Origin of the sequence: Ornithinimicrobium sp. (genome assembly GCF_051004135.1) — a bacterium.
In the GTDB taxonomy this organism is placed as follows: domain Bacteria; phylum Actinomycetota; class Actinomycetes; order Actinomycetales; family Dermatophilaceae; genus Ornithinicoccus.
In genome coordinates this window covers 1-21,849 of the sequence record NZ_JBPCKQ010000227.1, presented here as the reverse complement: position 1 = coordinate 21,849, position 21,849 = coordinate 1, and the positions used below count along the sequence as shown (strand labels likewise).

Sequence of the window (21,849 nt, the reverse complement as noted above, 5' to 3'; positions counted from 1 at the left end):
CGCTCCTGCTCGGTCATGGTGCTCCACCACCGGTCGGCGTCGCCGACGATCAGCACGACGTATTCGCTCATGATGAGTCCTCTCTCGTTGCGGGCCGCTCCCTGCGACCTCACCACACTGTCGAGCGGGGAGGAAGGGAATCGACAGGATCCGTCGACGACTTGTCGTCGGGGCTGCCCGCCCGTCAGCACCGGCCCGTGGAATAGTGGGGCACACCAGGTCGCTGGCCCTGACATGACTGTTCCGACACTGGACCTGAACGACGGCACCACCATCCCGCAGCTCGGCTTCGGGGTGTTCCAGGTGCCGGCGGAGGACACCAAGGCGACGGTGCTGCAAGCCTTCGAGGCCGGCTACCGGCACATCGACACCGCGCAGATGTATCAGAACGAGCAAGGCGTCGGCGAGGCCATCGTCGAGTCCGGGCTGGCACGTGACGAGATCTACGTGACCACGAAGCTCAACAACGGCTTCCACCGGCCCGACGACGCCCGGCGCTCGCTGGAGGATTCGCTGGAGCGGCTCGGCCTGGACCGGGTCGACCTGTTCCTGATCCACTGGCCGCTGCCGACCCGCTACGACGGCGACTACGTGTCGACCTGGCAGACCATGGTGGAGCTGAGGGACGCGGGCAAGACCACGTCGGCCGGCGTCTCCAACTTCCAGCCCGACCACCTCGACCGGATCGTCGCCGAGACGGGGCAGGCGCCGGTGATCAACCAGATCGAGGTGCACCCCTACCTCACCAACGACCAGGCGCGAGAGGCCACGCATCGGCACTCGGCGCTGGTCGAGGCATGGTCCCCGATCGCGCAGGGGGCGGTGCTCGACGACCCGGAGCTGACGACGATTGCCGAGGAGCTCGGCCGCAGCACCGCGCAGGTGACCCTGCGCTGGCACGTCCAGCGCGGCGACATCGTCTTCCCGAAGTCGGTCAACCCCAAGCGTATGCAGCAGAACTTCGCGATCTTCGACTTCGAGCTCAGCGAGGAGCAGATGGCCACGATCACCGGGCTCGACCGCGGTGAGGACGGCCGCACCGGTCCGAACCCGGACGAGATGGACATCATCCCCGACTGAACGCCCGCCGCGAGCGCCCGGCTCGGCTGGGCCTAGTCCTGGTCGAGCCGGCGCAGCTGCTCGCTCGACAGCTCCAGGTCCGCCGCCGCGGCGGAGTCGGTGACCGACGCGGGACGCTTGGCCCCGGGGATCGGGACCACCACCGGGGCCTGCGCCAGCTCCCAGGCCAGGGCGACCTGCTGGGCGCTGACGCCGTGCTCCTGCGCGACCTCGGCAAACGCCGGGTGCTTCTCGGCGAGCTCCTTCGCATCGGCCAGCCCACCCAGCGGTGACCAGGCCAGGAACGCCAGGCCCAGCTCACGGCATACCTCGATCTCGGGGGCGCTGAAGCGGAACTTGGGACTGAACTGGTTTTGCACGCTGACCAGCGAGTCTCCGAGCACGTCGCGAGCCGCGCGGATTTGGCCGGGGTCGGCGTTGGACAGGCCGATCATGGCGACCTTGCCGGAGCCGGCGATCTCCTTGAGCGTGCCGAAGACCTCCGCGTCCGGCACCTGGGGGTCGGGCCGGTGATGCTGCCACAACGCGATCTGCTCCACCCCGAGCCGGCTCAGGCTGTCGTCCACCGCCGAGCGCAGGTGGCCGGCGCTGCTGTCGGTGTCCCAGCCGCCGCTGTCGGTGCGCACATGCCCGCCCTTAGTGGCCAGCAGCACGTGGTCGCGCACCCCGAGCTCGTCCAACAGCGAGGCGATCAGCTGCTCGTTGGCCCCCTGCGCGTCCGCGCCCAGCTCCCCGCTCGGGCCGTAGGCGTCCGCGGTGTCGAAGAGGGTGACGCCGGCCTCCAGGGCCGCCCGGATCGTGTCCAGCAGCTGCTCGCGCGGCTGGGTGCCGCTCTGGTCGAAGGTCATCAGGCCGAGGCCGATCGCCCCGATCTCGTGCCGCCCGACGGTGTCGTTGCCGATGCTCCGTGTCTGCATGGTGGCGAGCCTACGTCGATAGTGGCGCCTCGGCGCGGGTGGCGTCGTCCCACCAGGCCAGCACGCGGGTGCCGTAGAGAGTGAGCCAGGGCGAGGGCTCGCCCGCGGCCACGTCCACCTCGAACCAGGCGACCCCGGCGTGTCGCCTCTGCTGGCGCCACGTGCCGTCGCTCTCCCGGTGGGAGCGCACCGCCTCGATGGCGTCAGCAAGCCGGGGATCGGGTGGGCTTGCGTCGTGCAGGCTCGCGCGCCGGAAGTAGTCGGTGGCGCGCAGTGCGCTGTACATCGCGCGGAACGGGTAGGCGAAGTGGGTCACCCAGGGTCCGACGACCTCGCCACTGGAGCGCCGGAGCATGAGCCGCCGGGCGAGCAGGTACTCCTCTCCGGATCTCCGTGCCGCCCGCAGCTGCTGGGTGCCGGTGTGCTGCTCGCGGTAGAGCAACCCCTCGAGCGTGTTGAGGGTGGAGACGAACGAGGAGCGCGTCGAGCCGGCCTCCCACTCGCAGTTCCAGCCGCCGTCGTCCATCTGGTGCTCGACGAACCACTGCTCCAGCCCCGAGACGTCGGCGCCCAGCCAGGTGCCGTTGGCCAGGGTGAAGGCGTTGATGCAGCAGTCGACCTCACCGCCCCAGTACGGCAGGTCGTCGTACTCCCAGCGGCAGCTCGCCGCCAGCCGCTCGGCGGTGTCCCCCAGGACCTGCGCGTCTATGCCCCACTCGCGCAGCGCGTTCAGGCTCCAGGTCGTAGCCGTCCACGGCTGGCCCGGGTCGGCATCCGGGTCACCGTGCGGGTCGAACGGGCGGTCATCGACCCGGCCCGGGAAGAAGGCGCCTCCGGCCCATTGACCGTCCGGGTCCTGCAGCGCCAGCAGCCGGGCGCCGAAGCCCTCCGTCGCGACCCGGCTGCGGGTGGCCTGCCACACCTGCGGCGACGGGCCGGCGAGGTCGCGCTCGACCTGCCACCGCAGCGCCGGGTCCGTGTCCAGCAGCCACTGCATCGGGATCGCGACATCGCTCATCCGCGCAGAATGCGCCGGTGCTCGCTGAGGTGTCAAGGGGCTGCACCGAGGACAAGAGGGTGAGCCGAGGGGCGCAGTGGATAGGGAAGCTCAGGTGCTCCAGATCCCCGTGGACAGCCCGGCGCCGGCGACCATCACCTCGGTGGCGAGCCGGTCGGTGGTGCGGACCAGCAGCAACAGTCCCCGTGCCGGGGGCGTGGCCAGAGCCTCGGTGAGCGCCGCCGACGGCACCCGCCGACACCCAGGTGACGTCCCCGCTGCTCCGAGCTCGGCATAGGTGTCGGCCACCGTGACCTCGTCGAGATCGGGGTCGACGGAGCACAGCACGACGAAGTGCCCGACGTCCCAGCGGACTCCCGGTGGCGCGATGGGGCCGGTGCGCACGTTGGCCACGACTCCGATCGGGTGCGGTGCCTGGCCGATCGCCTGCAGCAGGGTCCGCAGCTGGTATGTCGTCAGCTCGGCTCCGGAGACCGGCACCACGGTAATGCGGTCGCCGGCCGTGGCCTCCAGGCCGGCGAGCAGTCCTGCCGCGTCGGTGCCGCTCGTCTCGACCGACGGCGCCCGCGGGAGGTCCTCCCAGCCGGTGCGGTCCAGCGGCGCACCGGCCGGGCGCAGCCCGGCGACGTCATACGGCCAGATCGCGGTGCCGGCGGCGGCGGCGAGCGCGCCGATCGTGGGCACCTGCCCCTCCGGCAGGACGGCGTGCAGAGCCATGCGAGCCGAGAACGGTCCGCACAGCTGGTCGGGCTGCGGCAGTGTCGGACCGTGCGCGGCCAGCACCCGCTCGGCGCCCGGGAAGGTCAGTAGCGCCACCGGTGCGACTCCACGATCTCCTCGACCGAGTGCTCGGCGGCCCACGCCGCGTCGGCATCGCGGCAGGCGACGAAGGCGCCGAGCAGCTGCTCGCCGAGCACCTCGCGGGCCAGGTCGCTGCCGACCAGGTGGGCGCGCGCCTCCTCGTGGGTGGTGGCCAGCGCAGCGATGCCGGCCGAGGCCCGGCGCTCCTCCTCCCAGGTGCCGACATCCTCCTGCACCGGCTCGGGCAGGTCAGCGGCCTCCGCGATCCCGGCCAGACCGGCGCCGAGGACCATCGCCAGGGCGAGGTAGGGGTTGGCCGAGGCGTCGCAGGCCTTGAGCTCGACATTGGTCCGCTCCGGGCCGAGCAGTCGTGAGTTCGGCACCAGGCGCAGTGCGGCCTCCCGGTTCTCCACACCCCAGAAGCCGTAGGCCCCGGCCCAGTAGCCGGGGCGACGGCGCAGCAGCGAGCCGGTGCTGGGGGCGGTCACGGCGACGATGGCCGGCAGCTCGCGCAGCAGACCGCCCAGGTAGCCGCGCCCCTCATCGGAGAGCCCGTGCGGACCTTCACCGGGCAGGATGTTGCGCCCGTCGCGGCTCATCGAGGTATGCAGATGCCAGCCGTTGCCGGCGCCGGCCGTTGTGGTGAGCGGCGCGAAGCTGACCCGCAGCCCCTCGGCCCGGGCGGCGGAGTGGATGGTCTGGCGGGTCAGCACCTGGGTGTCGGCCAGGGCCAGCGGGTCCTCGGCGGCCAGGGCCAGCTCGACCTGTGACTCGCCGTACTCGGCATGCAGCTGGCCGATCTCGATGCCGTTGGCGGCCAGGTCGTGCAGCAGCCGGGCGACGAACTCGTCGACGTCACGCAGCGCGTTGGGCCCGTAGGCCGGACCGCGGTGAGCCGGGACGAAGTCGTCGCCCTCCTTGGCCACCACCACCTCGACCTCGAAGCCCGCGCGCAGCTCCAGGCCAGCAGCGGCCGCCCGGTCCACCTGGAGCTCCAGCACCGCCCGCTGGCAGTAGGGCCACGGGTCGCCGTCGGCGCTGAGCTGCCGGGCGTTGGTCCAGGCCAGGTGCGGTTGACCGGCCAGTCGCACCACGTCGGCCGGGTCGTCGATCACCGGCACTACGCGCACGTCGCCGGAGGGGGTGGACAGGCCCTCGTGGGCGAAGGTGATGCCGTCGTGGGAGTCGAAGACGGCAAAGGCAGCGGTCACGCCCACCCCGCGGTGGGCGGCGGCCTCGAGCTCGCCGATCGGCACGATGCGGGAGCGCACGATCCCGTTGTTGTCGACCCAGCCGATGTGCACGCCCCGCACGCCCTGGTGAGCCAGATCGGTGCTGAGCCCGTGGATGTCCGCAGGTGTCATGGAGGCACGCTACTGCGTGCGCGAGGATGGGTCGATGAGCAACGACGAGCAGATCGTGTCCGAGCGCATCACCATCGAGGCCCCGGCGCGGGTGGTCTTCGACATCGTGGCCGACCCGCATCAGCACTCCCGGATCGACGGGTCGGGCTCGGTCAAAGGCATGACCGTTGGTCCGGAGCGGTTGAGTCAGGGGGCCCGGTTCGGTGCCCGGATGAAGCTGTTCGGCCTGCCCTACCGGATCACCAACCGGGTCGTGGAGTTCGAGGAGGACCGGCGGATCGCCTGGCGACACTTCGGCGGACACCGCTGGCGCTACGAGCTGGAGCCGCTGGGCGAGGCACAGACCGGGGTCACCGAGTCCTTCGACTACTCGCGTTACACGGGTCTGTCGGCCAGAACCATCCGGGTGGCGAGGTTCCCGGCGCGCAACCGCCGGGGCATCCAGGAGACGCTGGTCAACCTCAAGGCTGCCGCGGAGCGGGACGCGAGCTAGCCACCACCCGACACCGAGAGGATCGATGATGCGCATCGTGATCACCCAGAACATGACCCTGGACGGCCGCGTCGAGATGCTCGACGACTGGTTTGACCCAGCCCCGGACGAGGACCTCGCCGCCGAGCTGCGCGCGCAGAGCGCCCGGGAGGACGTGCTCCTGCTCGGCCGCCAGACGTTCACTGACTTCCGTGGCTACTGGCCGCACCGACGCGACGACACGACGGGGATCGCGGACCACACTCATCGAGGCCGAACTGATCGACGAGTACCGCATGTTCGTCTACCCCGCCTGGCAGGGTCGAGGTCGCGGCTTCTTCCCGGAGGGGTATGCCGTGCCGTCGTTGCGCCTGGTGCGGGCCGCGTCCTTCGCCGGCGGCGTGACGTATGCGGCATACCTGCCGACATGACCGGAGGTGCGCCGTGAGCCGACCGACCTATTCGACGATCGCGTCACGGGGTGGCCCGCTCGGAGCTCCTCCGATTCGCTCGGGTGGCGCGACGACGAGCAGCCAGCTCCCACGGCACCGTCATCACCACCAGCCAGACCATGCTGATGATCGCGATCTCGGACACCACATACCACGGCCAGGGACCCAGCAGGTCCAACACCGAGGCGGTGGACGGCTTGCGCATCAGGTAGCCGTAGTTGGTGCCGGCCACGAGGTTGAACGCGACTGCACCCACCGCCCACAGAGCCGTTGATCCGAGCGCGAAGCCCCAGAGCCGCCAGGTCGGTCGCCAGCCGAGGCCCCAGGTGAGGTAGCACGCTGCCCAGACGATGCCGAGGTGCATGCCCCAGAAGGCGATGAAGCGGGGGTGGGGGAAGTCCGAGAACAACGCCGGGGTGAGGACGGCCTGCACGGTGAGCGTGAGCCCGACGTAGTAGGAGAACGCGCTCGCTCGCGGACTGCGGGTCCACAGCGCGATCACCACCGCGACCACGGCGAGGTCGCAGAGCTGCAGCGGAAGGGAGGTCTGCAGGTCGTAGTCCCCGGGAGTCAGCTGATAGATCTGCACGACCGCCGCGAACACGGCGACCACGACGGCGAACCCGCGCCGCCGCACCTGCTCACCGTCCCGGCCCCGGTGCCGCCGGCCCCACCAGATGACGCCGGCGATCCCGAGGACGAAGAGCACCAGCATCGCGATGTGCGAGGTCCCGAAGGACTGGAACCGGTCGCTCGCCGCTATAACCTCCATCACTCCAGCATGGCTCACCGCCCGCTGCCGGGTCTATCGCGACGAGAGGTCTTCGCGCCTCAGCTGGTCGAGGGCTCCTCCGGTTCGCGCACGAGGTGCAGGTGGGTGCGCAGTCGCGGCACCATCTCCTCCAGGAGCGCGTCGAGGTCCCGCGCCGTGGGATCGGGGTAGAAGCCCGCTGTCTCGGCGGTCCTGTAGTACAGCCCAGCGGGCCGTTGCTCGCCATCCACCTCGTGCCGCCAGGGCAGGTAGATGATGGTCACGGGCTCCCCGTCGACCTCGACCTCGGTGGTCTGCGGGGTCTCGTGCCCCACGGGAAACGGCACGATCTGTGCGCCCTCGTCTGCGATCGGATCCTTCTGCGGCATCGGGCCTCCACCCTTCTGGTCACTCCACACTGCCACATGGGCCGCCGCGCATCCAGGCAACCGAGCCAGACTGAGGCATGCTCCGCCATCTCGCGCCTGCGCGGCGACGCCTGACCGTCGGCCTGGGGTTGATCGCCGTCGCGGTGGTGGTGGTCGTGTCCGCTGTGCTGATCGGGCGGTGGCAGGCAGCTCCCACCCCGGCCGCCCAAGCCGGTCCCGGGCCGGTGGTGGTCCTGCCGGGCTACGGCGGCGGGACCCGTTCGCTCGAGCCGCTGGTCACTGCCCTGCGTGAGCAGGGCCGTGAGGTCGCCGTCTTCCCCGGGGTCGGCAACAACACCGGCGATCTCGATGAGCAGGCCGCCCGGCTGGCCACGTATGTCGAGGATCTCCGCGAGCGCACCGGTGCCTCCTCGGTCGACGTGGTCGGCTACTCCGCCGGTGGCGTCGTGGCGCGGTTGTGGGTGCGCGACCATGGTGGCGACGCGGTGGCCCGTCGGGTGCTCACCCTGGCGTCTCCGCACCACGGCAACAGCGTCTCCGTGCTGGCCACCGAGGCCGCCGGGTGCCCGGTCGCCTGCCAGCAGCTCGACTCCGACAGCGACCTGCTGCGGCGGCTCAACGCCGGCGACGAGACACCCGACGGTCCGCAGTGGGCCACGATCCGCAGCACGGAAGACCAGGTGGTCACGCCCTCGACGTCGGCCGACCTGGTCGGAGCGCTGAGGATGGTGGTCCAGTCCTACTGCCCCGCCGCCACGACCAGCCATGGGCAGCTGCCGGCCTCACCGGTGGTCCTGGCCGCGCTGGAGACGGTGCTGGGGTCCGACCCACCGAGCGCTCCGGATCGAGGCAGGGTCGACTGCGACGCCTGAGGGGTATGCGGTCAGCCGGCGACTCCCTGGTGCTGAGGTTCCCGCGTGTTTCGCAGGTATGTCGGTGGGCCGTGCGGCAAGCGTGCACCGCTGGCGCAGACCCGCGATCACCTGCCGGTGGGCAGGCTGCGGTTCGGTTTCTTCGCTCTGGCACCGGACGACGCCGGCGCGCTCTGCCAGCTGCTCGGCGACTCCTGAGGACTGTGCCGCGTGCGCGACCAGCTCGCCTGCCTCGTGGTCGGCGCTCGCGTCGACCTTCCCGACCAACCGGTCGCCGTGCAGCACCGGCAGGGCGTAGTACCCCCAGCGCCGTTTCGCCTTCGGCTTGTACATCTCCAGCGCGTAGTCGAAGCCCAGCAGGTCGGTCATCCGCTTGCGGTCCTGCAGCAGTATGTCGAACGGGGCGAGCAACGTGGTGCGGTGGGACTCGAGACCCTCGAGCGTCGCGAGAGCGTCGGGGTCGACCCGCCACCGTCCACGCACGCCTTCGACCACGACGGGTTCGCCCGCCTCGCCGGCACCGACCGGCTCCCCCTGCTGATACGCAGCGCCGGCGCGGGCGACGCCGAGTGCACGCAGACGGCGGCGGTCGCGCTCGGCCTCGGCTTCCTCGAGCGGTGGCGCCGGGCCCTCGGGGTAGACGCGTTCTTGCCGTCGTTCCAGCCGGTCGACCGCCAAGGGTGCACGCAGGTGTCGTGGAGGCGCTCGCCGGCAGCGGTCCGTCCTGGCGCAGTCGCTCGAGCACGTCGAGGCGGCAGCCCTTGTTGTCCTCCAGCCAGTCATGCAGCCGGTGGTGCCACGCCTTCCACGGCCCCGAGGTAGGCCACGCCGCCATCTCGGCCCGGTAGAGGGCGACGTCCCCCGCCGGTCGGAGGCCGCCGGCGATCTCGACGATCTGCTGCGCCGCGACCGCATCCTCCAGGTCGCCTGGCTGGTGCGCGTCGCCGAGCCTGCCCCACAGCACCAGCTCAGCGGCCGGGGCGACGGCGCGCGTCTGGTCCAGCGGAAGCATGGTCAGCCGACGGGTGGCGTCGAGCAGGTCAGTCGGACCATCCCCGGCCAGCAAAGCGGCCCGAACGGCGATCCGGCGCGCCTGGTCACGACTCAAGGTCTCTGTCGCGCCGACGGTCATGACGTCGACGGTCTCACGTGAACCGGACGACTACCTTCCGGAACCGACCCGGGTTTCGCCCGCACGTCCGTACCGTCAGCTGGTGACGTCCTTGGTGCTGAAGTTGGCCCACGCGGCCACGGTGAAGACCAGCAGGTAGGCCAGCTGCAGCAGCACTCCACGCGTCACGTCGTCCCACAGGATGGGGTCGCGGAACAGGTCGACGAACGCCAGCCAGTAGCGGGTCGGCAACCAGGGCTGCAGGGCGTCGGCGGCGTCCAGGCCGAGCAGGACAGTCGAGGCGATCAGGAAGCCGACGGTGCCCAGCGCGGCGCCGATCGCCGAGTCGGTCGTGGTCGACAGCAGCAGGGCCAGCGCCGCCACCCCGAGCATCGACAGGGTCAGGTAGGCCAGCGCGAGGCCGGTGCGCTGCAGGACCTCCGTGCTGCTCAGCGTCGTCCCCGACATCGATGCCGACGCCGACGCCACCCCCGGGGTCGGGGTGCCTTCCCCGAGGAACAGCTGGCCCACGACATACCCCACCACCGCCACGATCACCACGGTGAGCAGCACGAAGGCCACCACGCTGACCAGCTTGGCCACCAGCAGGTGGGTGCGGCTGACCGGGCGGATGAGCAGGTAGCGCAGGGTGCCGGTCTGCGCCTCCCCGGCGATCGCCTCGCCGCCGATCACGGCCACGGCGATGGGCAGGAAGAGCGGCAGCACGATGCCCAGAGCGGCCAACGGGAACAGGGTCTCGTCGGTGAGCACCGCCGACAGGAACGGCGGTCCGGTGCCCGGACTCGGTCCGAGGTCGGTCACCGCCAGCAGCACGGCAACCAGGGTCGGCAGCGCGTTGAGCATCGCGATGGCCACCCAGGTGCGGGGCCGGCGCAGCAGCTTGACCAGCTCGCCCCGGATCACGACCGCACCAGCTCCTCGTCGGGCTCCGGGTGGGGCCTGGGGTCGCGGGAGTCGCGCGTATGCCGCTCGCCCGAGACGCCGCTGGCCTCCAGCACCACCTGCTCCAGGTCGCGCCGCTCGGCGGCGATCTCGCGCACCCGCACACCCGCGGAGACCAGCTGATGGTTGAGCTCGACCGAGTCCGGCTCGTCGACCACGATCCGCTTGCCCTCGACTGCGGCTACCCGGCCGGTCAGCAGGTTCACCGCGCGGGAGACGTCGGGGGTGTGCACGACGGTGCGCCCGGTCGGCCCGCGCAGGGCGTCGAGTCGATCCTGCACGACCAGGCGCCCACGGTCCAGGATACCGCCCCGGGTGCACACCTGCTCGACCTCGGCCAGCAGGTGGCTGGACAGGAACACGGTGGTCCCGGTGGCGTTGAGGTCCAACAGCAGCTCGCGGATCTCGTGGATGCCCTGCGGGTCCAGACCGTTGGTCGGCTCGTCGAGCACGAGCAGCCGGGGCCGGCGCAGCAGCGCGGCGGCCAGGCCGAGGCGCTGCCGCATACCCAGGGAGTAGGTGCGCACCCCGCGGCAGTCGCCCGGATCGAGACCCACCTGCTCGAGCACGTCGGCGACCCGCTGCCGGCGGCCGCGACGGCGGGTGCCGCGACCCGCGGCGTCGAGCAGGGCGAGGTTGGCTCGGCCGGACAGGTGGGGGTATGCCGCGGGTCCCTCGACCAGGGCCCCGACCTGGGGCAGCACGTCTCTGGCCGCACGGGGCATCGGCTGACCGAGCAGCTCGATCTCGCCACCGGTGGCCAGCACCAGCCCGAGGAGCATCCGCACGGTGGTGGTCTTGCCCGAGCCGTTGGCGCCGAGGAAGCCGTAGACGTCGCCCTCGCGGACGTCGAGGTCGAGGTCGTCGACGGCGTGCAGCTTGCCGTAGTGCTTGGTGAGGTGGTGGGTGCGGATCACGAGAACGTCGGCTCCAGGTCGACCAGCTCGGCGGCCGCGTCTTCGAGGGTCTGCGGTGTCACGGTGCCCATCAGCAGGAAGCCGCTGCCGCGGTAGCGCCCCGGGGTGACCAGGGCCGAGATCGGGCCGAGGTCGACCGCGGTCCCCGCCTCGCCCGGCGCGGTACCCGCCATCGTGGACAGCTGCTCGCGCAGCGGCCGGGCGGCGTTGCCGCGCAGCGGCAGGAAGAGCAGCACGGTCGGGCCGCGGCCGTAGACGCCGACGGCGCCGGTGGGCAGGTCGGGGCGGTCCTCTCGCAGCGGCAGGCCAGCGAGCTGCTGCGGTGCAACATACGGGGCGAACCGGTTGGTATCCGCGGCCAGGTCCGGCAGCTCCTCGACGTCCACGTCGGCCCTGGCCGGCGGGTCGAAGTCCAGCGCACCCTCGGGTGGGCTGCCGAGGTCGAGCCGCTCGTAGTGGGTGCTCAGGGTCGGCCGCACGAACCCGGCGTAGACGTCCACCCGCAGCGGGATGCCCGACTCCGGGTCGATCCACAGGTCGACACGGTCGATGCTGGACTGCTGGGTCGAGGGGGTGAGCCGGACGCCGGCGGCGGACCGACCCGCGATCCGCTGGAGGGGCATACTGCTCAGCTCGCCGGTCTCAGCGCCCTGCAGGACCCGGCGCCCCAGGGTGTCCGGGAGCACGTCGGAGGTGTCCGGCAGCCGCACCGGCGCCGGAGGTGAGACCCGGACCCGGCCGGACTCATAGACCCAGCGCACCGTCCCCCGCGGGGTGCGGAACAGGTCGGTCTCGCCGGTGCTGCGGATGCGATCCAGCCGCCAGTGCTCGTCGTCCTGCCACCAGACCCGCACCCGGTTGGCCTCACCGAAGAGGGTGGTGATGCTGGTGAACGCGTTGGCCTCGGGCACCTGCACGCTGCCTTCGGACTCCACCAGGCCGGTATGCGGGACGTCGGCGGAGCGCATCACCGCGGCGACCAGCTGGGCCGGGGTCAGGTCGGGCTCGGCCAGGGGACGGGCGCTGACCAGGTAGGGTGTGGCGACGACGGCCACGGCGACAGCGCAGGTCACCGCCCATCGCCACCAGGACTTCATCTCCTCACGGTACGGGACACGTCACCGAGGTCTGACGGCGCGGACGGGGAGGGGTCAACCCCTGCCGTGGTAGCGGTGATGCAGCTCCCGGACTTGGACGGCGAGCTCCTCGACCGGGCCTTCCACCACGACATTCGGTGCCACGTCGTGGATCGGAAGGGTGGAGACCGGCGAGGGTGACGCGCCGAGGCTCTGCAGCCAACCGGTGAGCTGCTCCGAGGAGCTCGCATAGACGATGCGGCCCAGCCCGACCCAGCCGTGCGCCGCGGCACACATGGGGCAGTGCTCGCCGGAGGTGTAGACCGTGGCGCCCGCCCGGTCGGCGGGTGTCATGTGCTCGGCCGACCACCGGGCGAGCGCAAACTCGGGATGCCTTGTGGCGTCCCCCGCGGCGATCCGGTTGCGATCCTCGGCGAGGACCTCGCCGTCCGCGCTGACGAGCACCGACCCGAACGGCTCGTCTTCGTGCTTGAGCGCCTCCTCCGCGAGCTCGACGGCCCGTCGGAGGAAGCGCAAGTCTGTGTCGTCCACCGTGGTCTCTCCTTCGACGCCTGGGGCAAGGGATGCCAGTCCTTGACTAGGATCACAGAGGCCACCGATGGAGACATATACGTAATTAGCTGCGTATATTGAGAGTATGGCGACGACTCTTCCGATGAGCAGGTTCATCCAGAACTACAACCAGCACTTGACTGAAGCCGAGCGCACCGACGACGTGCTCGTCCTTCAGCAGCGTGCCGGTCGCCCTGCCTGGGTGCTGGAAACTGAGGGCAGGGTGCGGGCGACCGCCGAGGCCACCGAGTTTCTTTCCGCCGCTCTCGTGGCGCTCGTGCATGACGAGGCGTTGGTCGACCGGTTCGCCGCCGCGTTCGCGGGGTCGCTGCCGTGGGTCGCCTTCCTTCCCGAGGCGGATCAGTTGGTGTTCGTCGCAGAGGCTGCGGACACGCTGCGCGCTTGCGCGTCTATCGGCCGGTACACCGAGTTCGCTTCCCTGGTTGACGACTGGCGCAATACGGCCGAGATCTGGTCCGACCCTGCCCTGGCGGCGTCGCTGTCCGCTGACATCATTGACCCGCTGAACGAGCCCGTGAACGCGACTGACTGATGGCCGGACGGAAGCCGAAGCGTGGCCAGCAGGTCCCGCCGCTGCCCGCCGAGGACGAGTGGGACTTGCGGTATGCCACGAAGGAATCGCTGGCGTTCGCGGAGATGGAGACGCAGTTCTCCGGCACCTGCGCCAAGGCGAAGGCGCGGTTGAAGGTTGCGCCGACCACTCGCTCCGACGTGCAGAAGCCGTTGCGCGGGACGCTCGCGCAACGCTCTGTCGGTGGGGTGCAGATGAAGCAGTGGCAGTACGACATCTCCTCCGGCGCGCGCCTCTGGTACTGCGTGGACCCGAACCACCGCGTTGTCTGGCTGACCCTGGCTGCGACGGACCACCCGCGCGCCACGGTGGTCAAGGGCAAGCGCGCCCCTCGCAACAGGTAAGAACCTCGCCCACTGTCCCGGGGGCCGGGTGACCTTGCCAGGGAATGGCGACTCCATCTACCGGCTGCGCGAGAAGCCGGACAGGACTGTCATGGCCAACACCGTAGTGCGCGGCCAGATCGAAGAAGCCCGGGCGTACTCGGAGCGCGATGTGCCCGGCATGACGGTCGGAGTTGAAGTCAGTTCAGCTGTCTGGCGCTCGCTTGGGTCCATGGTTCGCGTAGAGGGCCAGCCCGGCCAGGAACAAGCCGCCGGCCACGACCCACGATCCGTCCCAGCCTCCGTCCTGCATGGCCAGGCCCACCACCGGTCGAAGCTGCTCGGTATGCGGGGCGCGGCCAGGTAGAGCGTGAACCCCACCACCAGACCGGGCAGCCAGGCCAGTCGTGCCCCGAGCACGACGGCGGCCAGGCAGGTGAGTCCGACGTAGCCGAGGGCGTTGCGGACCAGGGCCGCGGAGCCGAAGGTCAGCGGTGCCGCGGTTGCGGTGAGCCCGAGCAGCACGACACACACGGCGGTCCAGGCCAGTACGTGGCCGGCGCGCAGAGTCGGCCAGTGCACCGGCGACGCGCGATCGAGGTCGACGTCGGGACTGACGAGGGCCCTGCTGAGCAGCGTGGCGGCGAGAAGCGGGGCCGAGGCCGTGACCGGGACCCGCGCTTCCGGGTACCAGAATCCCTGAAAGGCCCCCAGCCATGCCGCGAGCCACCACGAGGTAAGCGTGAGCAGCGCCAAGCCCACCAGGACGGTGGTCCATCCGCGACTTCGACCGTAGAGCCCCATGATCGGGCTCGATCTCAGTTCGGTGACCACGTCGTGACCAGGGCGTCGAGGGCCTCAAGGTCGCATTCGCGGGCCAGCTCGTAGAACGTGGAGACGAACTCCTGGCGCTGTCTTTCGGTGGCGTCACGCAGCCGGGCCACCCCGGCAGGGGGCTGATACCACACTTCGTCATCGAAATCACCGAAGAGGATCTCCGTCACCGCGCTGTCGGCAGTCCACACCTCCTCATGCTGCTCCGACTCCTTGTAGGCCAGGTCACAGGCCCACAGCGGAGTGATCTGAGCCTGCCGACGCACCTCGCCCGGACGCAGGAGCTCTCGTCCGGTCAGCGGGATCTGTGCGTAGAGGTATATCTCGAGGACGTCCGGGTCGGGATGCGCTTCGTACGGGTCCTGTTCGCGGGCCTGCGATGGAGCAAGGTCGCCCAGGCGTTGCAGCGGAGGGCTAATCGCAGCAGCAGTGGAGTCCAGGAACTTCGCGTGGGTGCGCCAGACGCACACCTCAGGCTCGGTGTCCCCGCAGACCGGGGCTGTCGCCTCGGTGTCTGGTGTCCACCACCACGGCTCTTCCGTGCCACGCACGCTGAACAGCATGGCGGCTGCGCCCACCAGCGCCAGCGGGCCCCAGACCCGGTGCTGCTCATCCAGCACTAGCAACAACAAGCCGACACCGGCCAGCACCAGGAACACCAGCGCGACGATGACGAATGGCGTCGTGGGGGACATCCCGACGCTGACGTTGTCGCGGCCGGTGGGCAGCAGCTCCTGCCACGGGTCGTCGTCCCAGGTGGCGAAGCCGATCCCAAGGTAGGTGGCCACTCCGGCCAGGGGCGCCGTCAGGCGCGAGGGGAACACCGTGCCGACCAGCCAGCCGAGACCGGCCAGCGGGAACAGCCCGACGCAGCTCAACAGCACGATCCACCACCATCCGCCGCCGAGGTAGTCGGTCTGTCGGATGACGAAGGCATCGGCGACGGCGAAGGCCAGCAGGTGCGCGACCACCGCAGCAGTCAGCAAGGTGGACAGCATCAGGAGGTGCCGTCGCCACCGGGGCAGCGGTGTCGAGTCGAGCAGCTCCCTTGTGTCCTGGCGGTGCTCCCGACCGGCATACCAGGCAGCCACCGTGATCAACAGTGAACCGGTGATGATCATGTTCCACCGGTGCAAGGTGGCGAGCGTCATCCACTCGGCGGCCCACTCCGGATGGATGAACAACATCCACACCGCGAGCGGGGTCCCGGCGACGAGCATGGGCAACCCCACACTGCGGCGAAACTCGGTCCACCACGGTCCCGTCCTCACGGCGTCTCCACCTCGCCGCGGGCTCTGCGCAGCACCGTGGTGTATCCGCGCTCGATCGGGGTCGCCCGCTCCGTCGGCGCCCATCTCGATCAGCTCCTGGGGAGTCCCGGCATACACGACCCGCCCGGTGTCCATCAGGTGCACCGTCGTGCAGGCCGTGGCCACGTCCTCCACCAGGTGGGTGCTGACCAGGACGCAGTTGTCAGCGCCGATCCGGCGCAGCAGGGTGCGGAACTGCACGCGCTGCTCCGGGTCGAGACCGGCCGTCGGCTCATCCAGCAGCAGGATGTGCGGGTCGTTGACGATCGCCTGGGCGACCCCGGCACGGCGCAGCATCCCTCCGGACAGCGACTTCATCGGGCTGTCGGCGCGGTCCGTCAGGCCGGCCCGGTCGATGGCCTGCGCCACCGCCTTGGGGACCGTGGCTCGGGGCATCTGCTTGAGCCAGGCGAAGTACTCCACGAACTCGCGCACGGTGAACCTGGGGTAGTAGCCGAAGGTCTGCGGGAGGTAGCCCATCCGGCCGCGGATCTGCTGTCGCTCGGCCCGGTCCAGCGCATTCCACCCCAAGACGTCGACGGTGCCGGTATGCGGGGTGAGCACCGTCGCAAGCACCCGCATCAGCGTGGTCTTGCCGGCGCCGTTCGGGCCGAGCAGACCGTGCACGCCGGTGCCGAGAGCCAGATCCAACCCGTCGAGGGCCTGGTGGGAGCCGAATCGCACCTCGATGTCAGCGGTCCGCACGCCACGCCGTGGTGGATCGCTCATCGGGTCACGCCCCGTCGCCGAATGCCGAACTCGGCGAGGCGCTCGAAGCCGTCTCGTTGCCAGGATGTCGCAAGCGCACCGGCGCAGAGCACGGCGGCCCAACCCCACAGGGCCGGCTCGGCATACACCGGCAATGCCAACCGCGTGAGGGCGAGGGAGGGAAGGGCCACGACGACGAGCCACCCGCCACCCACCAGGGCAGCTGCGACCTCGAGGCCCACCCGGGTTCCCAGCGCCAGCGTCCCGACCGTCATAGCCAGGGTGGGCAGCAGCAGGGCACCCGCGGTCACCGACCCCGACGTCGCTCCCAGCGCGACCGTGAGGGGGAGCGCGACGACCAGCACCGACAGCGTGCGCCACAGCACCATCCGCAGGCCCGCCGACGGGGTGGACAGCACTACCTCGGCACACGGGTCGGTGGACGTGGAGCAGACGAAGGTCACCCCGGCCAGCGGCAGCACCGGCCCGACCAGCAGCACGATCGAGTCCAGCCGCCAGGTGGTGCCCGGCGCGAGCTGCCGCCAGAGGAGATCGAGGAACACCGTCAGCACGGTGACCAGAGTGATCGCCACGAACCAGGGTGTCCGTCCGAGCAGGGTCCGAGACACCACCGCCAGCCGACGGGTAGGTCGTGGGCCGGCGTGCGAGGCGGTGCGTGCGGTGGGGGCGATGGCTGGCGCCGGTGGGGTGAGGCCCGGGATCTCCGGAGCCACCGAAGACCTGATCCGACGCTTGTGCCGGGCGATCTCACCGGCGAGCTCGGTGCCGTCCACGGCGACGTTGACCCGGTCCCGGCAGAGTCGACAGCTCACCAGATGAGTCTCGACCGACCACGCTTCGACGTCGCTCGACTCTTCGTGCGCGTAGGCCAGCAGCGCGGCCTCGGCGGCGTGCCACTCTCGTCCCGTCGTGGTCGTCATGCCAGTGCCTCCCTCAGCATCGACTGTGCCCGGCGCACCCGGGTCTTCACCGTGCCCTCGGGCACGCCCAGCAGCACCGCGGCTTCGCTCGCGGTGAGACCGTCCACCACGGTGGCTTGCAGGGCCGCGCGCAGCTCGGGCGACATCGGCTCGATCGTGTCCTTGAGGCGCAGGTCGGCCAAAGCCACGTCCTCGGCACTGGGCCCCGACGGTCCCGTGAGCACGTCGCCGACCAGGACGAGCCGGGGCTGCACACCGTCCCGGCGGAGACGGTCGATGAGCGCACGAGAGGCGATGGTCCAGATCCAACCCCCCCCCCTCGCCGCGGCCGGAGTAGCCGGCGGCGGATCGCCATACCTTGACGAAGGCGTCCTGCAGCACCTCGGCGGCGACCTCGGGGTCCCGGCAGCGACGCCGCAACCGGAGCAGCACCATGGGGGCGAAGTCTTCGTAGAGCCGGTCGAAGGCGGCGAGGTCACCCGCGGCGACGCGACGCATCAGCTCGGCGCCGTGCGGGAAAGGCTCGCTCACATCCTCATTGACGCAGAGATCACCATCGGAGTTCTACCCGCTCGCAGGGTTCGCCTCGACCTTCGTCGGGTGAAGGTCGAGATCCGCGTGGGTGCATTTGGTACCGAGTGGTGGCTTGTGCACCGCATACGAGCCCGGATGTGGTGCATATCCCACCACTCGGCACGGGGCGCACGGACGGCGGGCCGAGATGCTTGACAGGTGACTAAATGGTCACCTATGGTCGTCGTGTGCAGGAGGACGAGGTGTTCAAGGCGCTGGCCGACCCGACGCGGCGGCTGCTCCTGGACGCCCTGTTCGCACGAGAGGGCCGAAGCCTCGGCGACCTGGAAGCGGTGGTCGCCGAGCACGTGGAGATGACCCGGTTCGGGGTGTCGAAGCACCTGCGTCTGCTGGAGTCGGCAGGGCTGGTCCTCACCCGCAAGCGGGGCCGGGAGAAGCTGCACTACCTCAACCCGGTCCCGATCCAGTTGATCCACGACCGGTGGATCGACAAGTTCACCGAGCGTCGCGTGACGGCGCTGACCGAGCTCAAACGAAACCTGGAGGACCAGCCATGAGCCACACCACCGACGACACGATGACCGAGGCCACGACAGCCGCCGCCGACGAGGCTGCCCCCGAGGTGCAGATGTTCGCGATCTACATCGACGCCCCGGCGCAGCGGATCTGGGAGGCGATCACCACCCCGGAGTTCACCACCCGCTACGGCTACGGCGGTGAGCTCGAGATCGACCTCACCCCAGGCGGCGCGGTCCGCGACCTCACCACACCGGAGATGAAGGAGATGGGGATGGGCGACGTGGCCGCCACCGGCACCGTGGTCGAGGTCGACCCGCCACACCGGCTGGTGCAGACCTGGTCCGCGGCCTGGCACGACGAGCCGGAGACCACGCTGACCTACGAGATCACCGAGTACCCGGGCAACGCGTGCTGCCTGACGCTGACCCACGAATGCGTCGGAGCACCCAACACCGCCAAGGACGTGCGCGGCGGCGGAGACGCGGGAGCCGGTGGCGGTGGCTGGCCGTGGGTGCTCAGCAGCCTGAAGACGCTGCTGGAGACCGACCGTGTGATGGCTGGCGCCGGCGCCTGACGCCCGTCGTTTCCCGGCCGTATGGGGCGGGGTCGCTCACCGCGACCCCGCCCCATACGTATGCCAGGCAGGGCTCAGTCGGCCTGCTCCTTGACGTGTCGGAGCATCCCGACCGTGTCCTCGCCGGTGATCCGACCGATGGCGCCGGAGGAGTAGGCGCTCAGCAGCACCGTGCCCTCGGGGTCGAGCAGGAAGCCGGTCGCCTGCAGGAAGACCGGCTCGGGGTTGACGAAGGCACCGGTCAGCTCGGAGAGCTGGTGCGCGTCGGCACTGTGGCCCACGGGGAAGGTCAGCTTGTGCTTGTCGACCATCTCGGCGGCCGTCGCCTCCTCGTCGACGGAGAGCGAGACGACGGTGGCGCCGAGATCCTTCAGGTCCGACGCCACACGCTGGAATCCACGCAGCTGGGCATTGCAGTAGGGACACCACGAGCCCCGGTTGAACAGGACGACGCCGAAGCCGCCGGCCAGAGCCTCGGGAAGGCTCAGGGAGTCACCACCGACGAGGTTGACGTCGAAGGCGGGGAAGGTGTCGCCGGGGTGTAGCAGGGCCATGTTGCCCTCCTTGATCTGGGTGGAGCACGGTCGCACCGCGAGTCTGTCGCGCTGCGGTCTGTCGTGGTATGCGGCGGCGCCGCCGGTGAGTCTTACGGCGAGCCGGGCGGGCGTCCTGGAGATGCCGGGGAAGTGCTCAGGGGATCTGCTAGGTCGGTGCCCTCGGCCTCGGCGAGCGCCTGGGCGGCGTTGACCAGACCGAGGTGGCTGAACGCCTGCGGGAAGTTGCCGAGGAGCTCGCCGGTGTCCGGGTCGACCTGCTCGGCGAACAGGCCGAGCGGTGTGGCGCAGGCCGCGGCCTGCTCGAGCGTCGCCCGCGCCCGGTCGGTCTGCCCGGTGATGGCCAGCGCGTGAGCCAGCCAGAACGTGCACAGCAAGAAGGTGCCCTCCTCCCCCTCGAGACCGTCGTCGCCGCGGTAGCGGTAGATCAGGCCCGCGGGGTCCGAGAGGTGCTCGGCGATCACGTCGATCGTGGCCAGGAGCCGAGCGTCGTCGCCGGGCAGGAAGCCGACGATGGCAAGCATGAGCGCGGAGGCGTCGAGCTCCTCGGAGCCGAAGGAGTCGATGTAGGCGCCGACCTGCTCGTTCCAGCCTCGCGTCTCGATGGCGTCGCGGATGGCGGCGCGAGTGTCCTCCCAGGATCGGGTGGTGGCGTCGTCGAGCCGCAGCAGGTCGGCCATCCGCAGTCCGCGGTCGAGGGCTACCCAGCACATCAGCTTGCTGTACAGGAACGGCCGGCCAGGACCGCGGACCTCCCAGATGCCCTGGTCGTCCTCGGTCCAACGCGACGCGGCGACGCCGACGGCGGCGACCAGGAACTGCCGGGTCGGCTGGTCCAGGTCGTCCAGCTGGCCGCGCAGTGTGTATGCGGCGTCGAGCAGTGCTCCGTAGACGTCCAGCTGGTGCTGGCCCCAGGCGTCGTTGCCGACCCGGACCGGCGCGCTGTCGCGCCAGCCGGCCAAGTGGGGCACCTGACGCTCGGACAGGTCACGCTCACCGGCGATGCCGAACGTGATCTGCAGGTGCAGTCCCCGTTCGAGCTGACTGGCCGCGGCTCGCGCGAGGAAGGCGAAGAAGCGCCCGGCCTCCTCGGGGCAAGCGGCGACATAGAGGCCCTGCAGGGTCATGCTGGCATCACGGACCCAGGTGAAGCGGTAGTCCCAGGTGCGTCCGCTGCCCACCCCCTCGGGCAGGCTGGTCGTGGGGGCGGCGAGGATCGAGCCGGTGCGAGCGTAGGTCAGTCCCTGCAGCACCACCCCGCTGTGCAGGACCAGGTCACGCAGGGGTCCGTCGTACCGCTGGTGCAGTGCCGACCAGCTCTGCCAGGCTTCGTGCGTGTCAGCGAGTCGCCGGCGAATCCTGCGAGGTGTCCAGTCGTACGGCTCCGCGGTCCAGGGGTCGACGTGTTGCACGGCGAAGGTCAGCTCCTCTCCGGAGGAGAGGGTGACCACGGCGGTCGCCGACCCGTTGGCGACGTCCAGGGAAGCCTCCGTGCTCAGCACGACGTTGCTGGCGCCCCCCTCTGCGGTCACCACCCCATCGCCCGCGGTCAGGCGTGGGTGGATCAGGCCGAACTCAGGTCGCGGGGCGAACTCCACCTGGACCGGCACCTCACCCTGGACGCAGTGGACGCGCCGCAGGAGCACCCCCGGTGACCAGCGGCCGAGGTCGTGGCCGCGCTCGCGCTTGCCCATCGCCATCGCATCGGTCACGACCAGGGTCCCGGTCGGTGTAGTCCAGGTCGTCTCCAGCACCAGGCTCGAGCGCAGGTAGCGCCACGTGGACGTGGCGGCCGGGTCCGCGGGGGCCACGGAGAAGTGGCCAGCCTCCGGGTCCAGGAGACGCCCCAACACCGAGGGGCTGTCGAACCGGGGCAGGCAGAGCCAGTCCACCGAGCCGGCGGCGGTGACCAGGGCGGCGGTCCCACAGTCCGAGAGCAGGGCGTGCTCACTCAGGGCAACGTCGCTCATGGGGATCGGTGTCGCGCGCTCCGTCCGTCTTACTCATGGGCGGCGAGACCACATACCGAGCGGGCCGCCCGGTCCTAGTCGACGAAGTGGGTGACCGGCCGGGCCAGCGGCCGGCCGTCGAGGACGGTGTCGACCGCCTCGTTGTAGAAGGCCACCATCCCGGTGATCGGCGCGAGAGCAGTGGTCGGGTGGTCGTAGACCCAGGCCAGGTCCTGCTGGAGAGCGTCGCCGACC

At 70.6% G+C, this 21,849-nt stretch carries 26 protein-coding genes and 1 pseudogene; 8 read left to right on the top strand and 19 right to left on the bottom strand.

The annotated features are described in order from the left end of the window. The first annotated feature begins 234 nt into the window (after positions 1-234). The gene (locus ACR2FV_RS16510; RefSeq protein ID WP_434016793.1) at positions 235-1,080 is read left to right on the top strand and encodes an aldo/keto reductase; all 846 of its coding nucleotides are present in this window, start codon (positions 235-237) and stop codon (positions 1,078-1,080) included. A gap of 32 nt (positions 1,081-1,112) precedes the next feature. Here the strand turns inward: ACR2FV_RS16510 and ACR2FV_RS16505 are convergent, their stop codons facing one another. The 4 genes from ACR2FV_RS16505 to ACR2FV_RS16490 all read right to left on the bottom strand — a co-directional run bounded on the left by ACR2FV_RS16505 (position 1,113) and on the right by ACR2FV_RS16490 (position 5,180). After that, positions 1,113-1,997 (bottom strand): aldo/keto reductase, encoded by an 885-nt coding sequence (locus ACR2FV_RS16505; RefSeq protein WP_434016792.1) that lies wholly within the window; start codon positions 1,995-1,997, stop codon positions 1,113-1,115. 10 nt (positions 1,998-2,007) lie between these two features. Continuing rightward, positions 2,008-3,015, bottom strand: coding sequence for a squalene cyclase (locus ACR2FV_RS16500; RefSeq protein ID WP_434016791.1), 1,008 nt, complete (start codon positions 3,013-3,015; stop codon positions 2,008-2,010). A gap of 90 nt (positions 3,016-3,105) precedes the next feature. Next, a complete protein-coding gene (locus ACR2FV_RS16495) occupies positions 3,106-3,831 on the bottom strand; it encodes a DUF6885 family protein (RefSeq protein WP_434016790.1) in 726 nt (241 codons plus the stop codon). Next, positions 3,819-5,180, bottom strand: a complete 1,362-nt coding sequence (locus ACR2FV_RS16490) for a hypothetical protein (protein ID WP_434016789.1) — start codon at positions 5,178-5,180, stop codon at positions 3,819-3,821. Before ACR2FV_RS16490 ends, ACR2FV_RS16495 begins: the two co-directional genes overlap by 13 nt. A 34-nt stretch (positions 5,181-5,214) precedes the next feature. Between ACR2FV_RS16490 and ACR2FV_RS16485 the strand changes: the two genes are divergently transcribed. After that, on the top strand, positions 5,215-5,673 hold the full coding sequence (locus ACR2FV_RS16485) for an SRPBCC family protein (RefSeq protein ID WP_434016788.1): 459 nt from the start codon (positions 5,215-5,217) through the stop codon (positions 5,671-5,673). Positions 5,674-5,864: 191 nt separating this feature from the next. Next, positions 5,865-6,083, top strand: a complete 219-nt coding sequence (locus ACR2FV_RS16480) for a hypothetical protein (protein ID WP_434016787.1) — start codon at positions 5,865-5,867, stop codon at positions 6,081-6,083. Between the two features lie 43 nt (positions 6,084-6,126). Here the strand turns inward: ACR2FV_RS16480 and ACR2FV_RS16475 are convergent, their stop codons facing one another. After that, positions 6,127-6,876, bottom strand: coding sequence for a YwaF family protein (locus ACR2FV_RS16475; RefSeq protein ID WP_434016786.1), 750 nt, complete (start codon positions 6,874-6,876; stop codon positions 6,127-6,129). Positions 6,877-6,935: 59 nt separating this feature from the next. Further along, on the bottom strand, positions 6,936-7,244 hold the full coding sequence (locus tag ACR2FV_RS16470; RefSeq protein ID WP_434016785.1) for a hypothetical protein: 309 nt from the start codon (positions 7,242-7,244) through the stop codon (positions 6,936-6,938). Positions 7,245-7,321: 77 nt separating this feature from the next. On the opposite strand from ACR2FV_RS16470, the gene ACR2FV_RS16465 reads away from it, so the two are divergent. After that, positions 7,322-8,116, top strand: coding sequence for an esterase/lipase family protein (locus tag ACR2FV_RS16465; protein ID WP_434016784.1), 795 nt, complete (start codon positions 7,322-7,324; stop codon positions 8,114-8,116). Here the strand turns inward: ACR2FV_RS16465 and ACR2FV_RS16460 are convergent. The 5 genes from ACR2FV_RS16460 to ACR2FV_RS16440 all read right to left on the bottom strand — a co-directional run bounded on the left by ACR2FV_RS16460 (position 8,027) and on the right by ACR2FV_RS16440 (position 12,735). After that, entirely contained in the window at positions 8,027-9,031 is a 1,005-nt protein-coding gene (locus ACR2FV_RS16460) for a DNA glycosylase AlkZ-like family protein (RefSeq protein WP_434016783.1), read from the bottom strand. The two genes, ACR2FV_RS16465 and ACR2FV_RS16460, sit on opposite strands and share 90 nt — an antisense overlap. Before the next feature lie 292 nt (positions 9,032-9,323). Continuing rightward, positions 9,324-10,151, bottom strand: a complete 828-nt coding sequence (locus ACR2FV_RS16455; protein ID WP_434016782.1) for an ABC transporter permease — start codon at positions 10,149-10,151, stop codon at positions 9,324-9,326. Then, positions 10,148-11,107 carry an ABC transporter ATP-binding protein gene (locus ACR2FV_RS16450; RefSeq protein ID WP_434016781.1) on the bottom strand — a complete coding sequence of 320 codons (960 nt, stop codon included), beginning with the start codon at positions 11,105-11,107 and terminating at the stop codon, positions 10,148-10,150. The genes ACR2FV_RS16455 and ACR2FV_RS16450 overlap by 4 nt, the downstream gene beginning before the upstream one ends. Then, positions 11,104-12,204, bottom strand: coding sequence for a hypothetical protein (locus tag ACR2FV_RS16445; protein WP_434016780.1), 1,101 nt, complete (start codon positions 12,202-12,204; stop codon positions 11,104-11,106). The genes ACR2FV_RS16450 and ACR2FV_RS16445 overlap by 4 nt, the downstream gene beginning before the upstream one ends. A 54-nt stretch (positions 12,205-12,258) precedes the next feature. Continuing rightward, positions 12,259-12,735 (bottom strand): nucleoside deaminase, encoded by a 477-nt coding sequence (locus ACR2FV_RS16440; protein ID WP_434016779.1) that lies wholly within the window; start codon positions 12,733-12,735, stop codon positions 12,259-12,261. 124 nt (positions 12,736-12,859) lie between these two features. Here ACR2FV_RS16440 and ACR2FV_RS16435 point away from each other — a divergent pair, with 124 nt between their 5' ends. Together ACR2FV_RS16435 and ACR2FV_RS16430 are read left to right on the top strand one after the other, a co-directional pair. Continuing rightward, a complete protein-coding gene (locus ACR2FV_RS16435; RefSeq protein WP_434016778.1) occupies positions 12,860-13,309 on the top strand; it encodes a hypothetical protein in 450 nt (149 codons plus the stop codon). Further along, positions 13,309-13,692 carry a hypothetical protein gene (locus ACR2FV_RS16430; RefSeq protein WP_434016777.1) on the top strand — a complete coding sequence of 128 codons (384 nt, stop codon included), beginning with the start codon at positions 13,309-13,311 and terminating at the stop codon, positions 13,690-13,692. Before ACR2FV_RS16435 ends, ACR2FV_RS16430 begins: the two co-directional genes overlap by 1 nt. Before the next feature lie 57 nt (positions 13,693-13,749). Here the strand turns inward: ACR2FV_RS16430 and ACR2FV_RS16425 are convergent, their stop codons facing one another. The 5 genes and pseudogenes from ACR2FV_RS16425 to ACR2FV_RS16405 all read right to left on the bottom strand — a co-directional run. After that, on the bottom strand, positions 13,750-14,505 hold the full coding sequence (locus ACR2FV_RS16425) for a hypothetical protein (RefSeq protein ID WP_434016776.1): 756 nt from the start codon (positions 14,503-14,505) through the stop codon (positions 13,750-13,752). Further along, complete coding sequence (locus tag ACR2FV_RS16420) at positions 14,490-16,544, bottom strand: ATP-binding cassette domain-containing protein (RefSeq protein WP_434016775.1); 2,055 nt, start codon at positions 16,542-16,544, stop codon at positions 14,490-14,492. Before ACR2FV_RS16420 ends, ACR2FV_RS16425 begins: the two co-directional genes overlap by 16 nt. Next, positions 16,541-17,464, bottom strand: coding sequence for a hypothetical protein (locus ACR2FV_RS16415; RefSeq protein WP_434016796.1), 924 nt, complete (start codon positions 17,462-17,464; stop codon positions 16,541-16,543). The genes ACR2FV_RS16420 and ACR2FV_RS16415 overlap by 4 nt, the downstream gene beginning before the upstream one ends. Further along, a complete protein-coding gene (locus ACR2FV_RS16410; protein WP_434016795.1) occupies positions 17,461-17,718 on the bottom strand; it encodes an RNA polymerase sigma factor in 258 nt (85 codons plus the stop codon). The genes ACR2FV_RS16415 and ACR2FV_RS16410 overlap by 4 nt, the downstream gene beginning before the upstream one ends. A gap of 79 nt (positions 17,719-17,797) precedes the next feature. Continuing rightward, positions 17,798-17,962 (bottom strand): annotated as a pseudogene (locus ACR2FV_RS16405) (RNA polymerase sigma factor); the annotation flags it as partial. 263 nt (positions 17,963-18,225) lie between these two features. On the opposite strand from ACR2FV_RS16405, the gene ACR2FV_RS16400 reads away from it, so the two are divergent. Then, complete coding sequence (locus ACR2FV_RS16400) at positions 18,226-18,555, top strand: ArsR/SmtB family transcription factor (protein ID WP_434016774.1); 330 nt, start codon at positions 18,226-18,228, stop codon at positions 18,553-18,555. Continuing rightward, positions 18,552-19,091 carry an SRPBCC domain-containing protein gene (locus ACR2FV_RS16395; protein WP_434016773.1) on the top strand — a complete coding sequence of 180 codons (540 nt, stop codon included), beginning with the start codon at positions 18,552-18,554 and terminating at the stop codon, positions 19,089-19,091. The genes ACR2FV_RS16400 and ACR2FV_RS16395 overlap by 4 nt, the downstream gene beginning before the upstream one ends. A gap of 74 nt (positions 19,092-19,165) precedes the next feature. On the opposite strand, the gene ACR2FV_RS16390 is transcribed toward ACR2FV_RS16395, so the two are convergent. From ACR2FV_RS16390 to ACR2FV_RS16380, 3 genes are all read right to left on the bottom strand, one after another. After that, positions 19,166-19,645, bottom strand: coding sequence for a peroxiredoxin family protein (locus ACR2FV_RS16390; protein ID WP_434016772.1), 480 nt, complete (start codon positions 19,643-19,645; stop codon positions 19,166-19,168). 92 nt (positions 19,646-19,737) lie between these two features. Beyond that, positions 19,738-21,615, bottom strand: a complete 1,878-nt coding sequence (locus ACR2FV_RS16385; RefSeq protein WP_434016771.1) for a glycoside hydrolase family 15 protein — start codon at positions 21,613-21,615, stop codon at positions 19,738-19,740. A 74-nt stretch (positions 21,616-21,689) separates the two neighbouring features. After that, positions 21,690-21,849: DUF427 domain-containing protein (locus ACR2FV_RS16380; RefSeq protein ID WP_434016794.1), on the bottom strand; the 160-nt coding region annotated here is incomplete at its 5' end.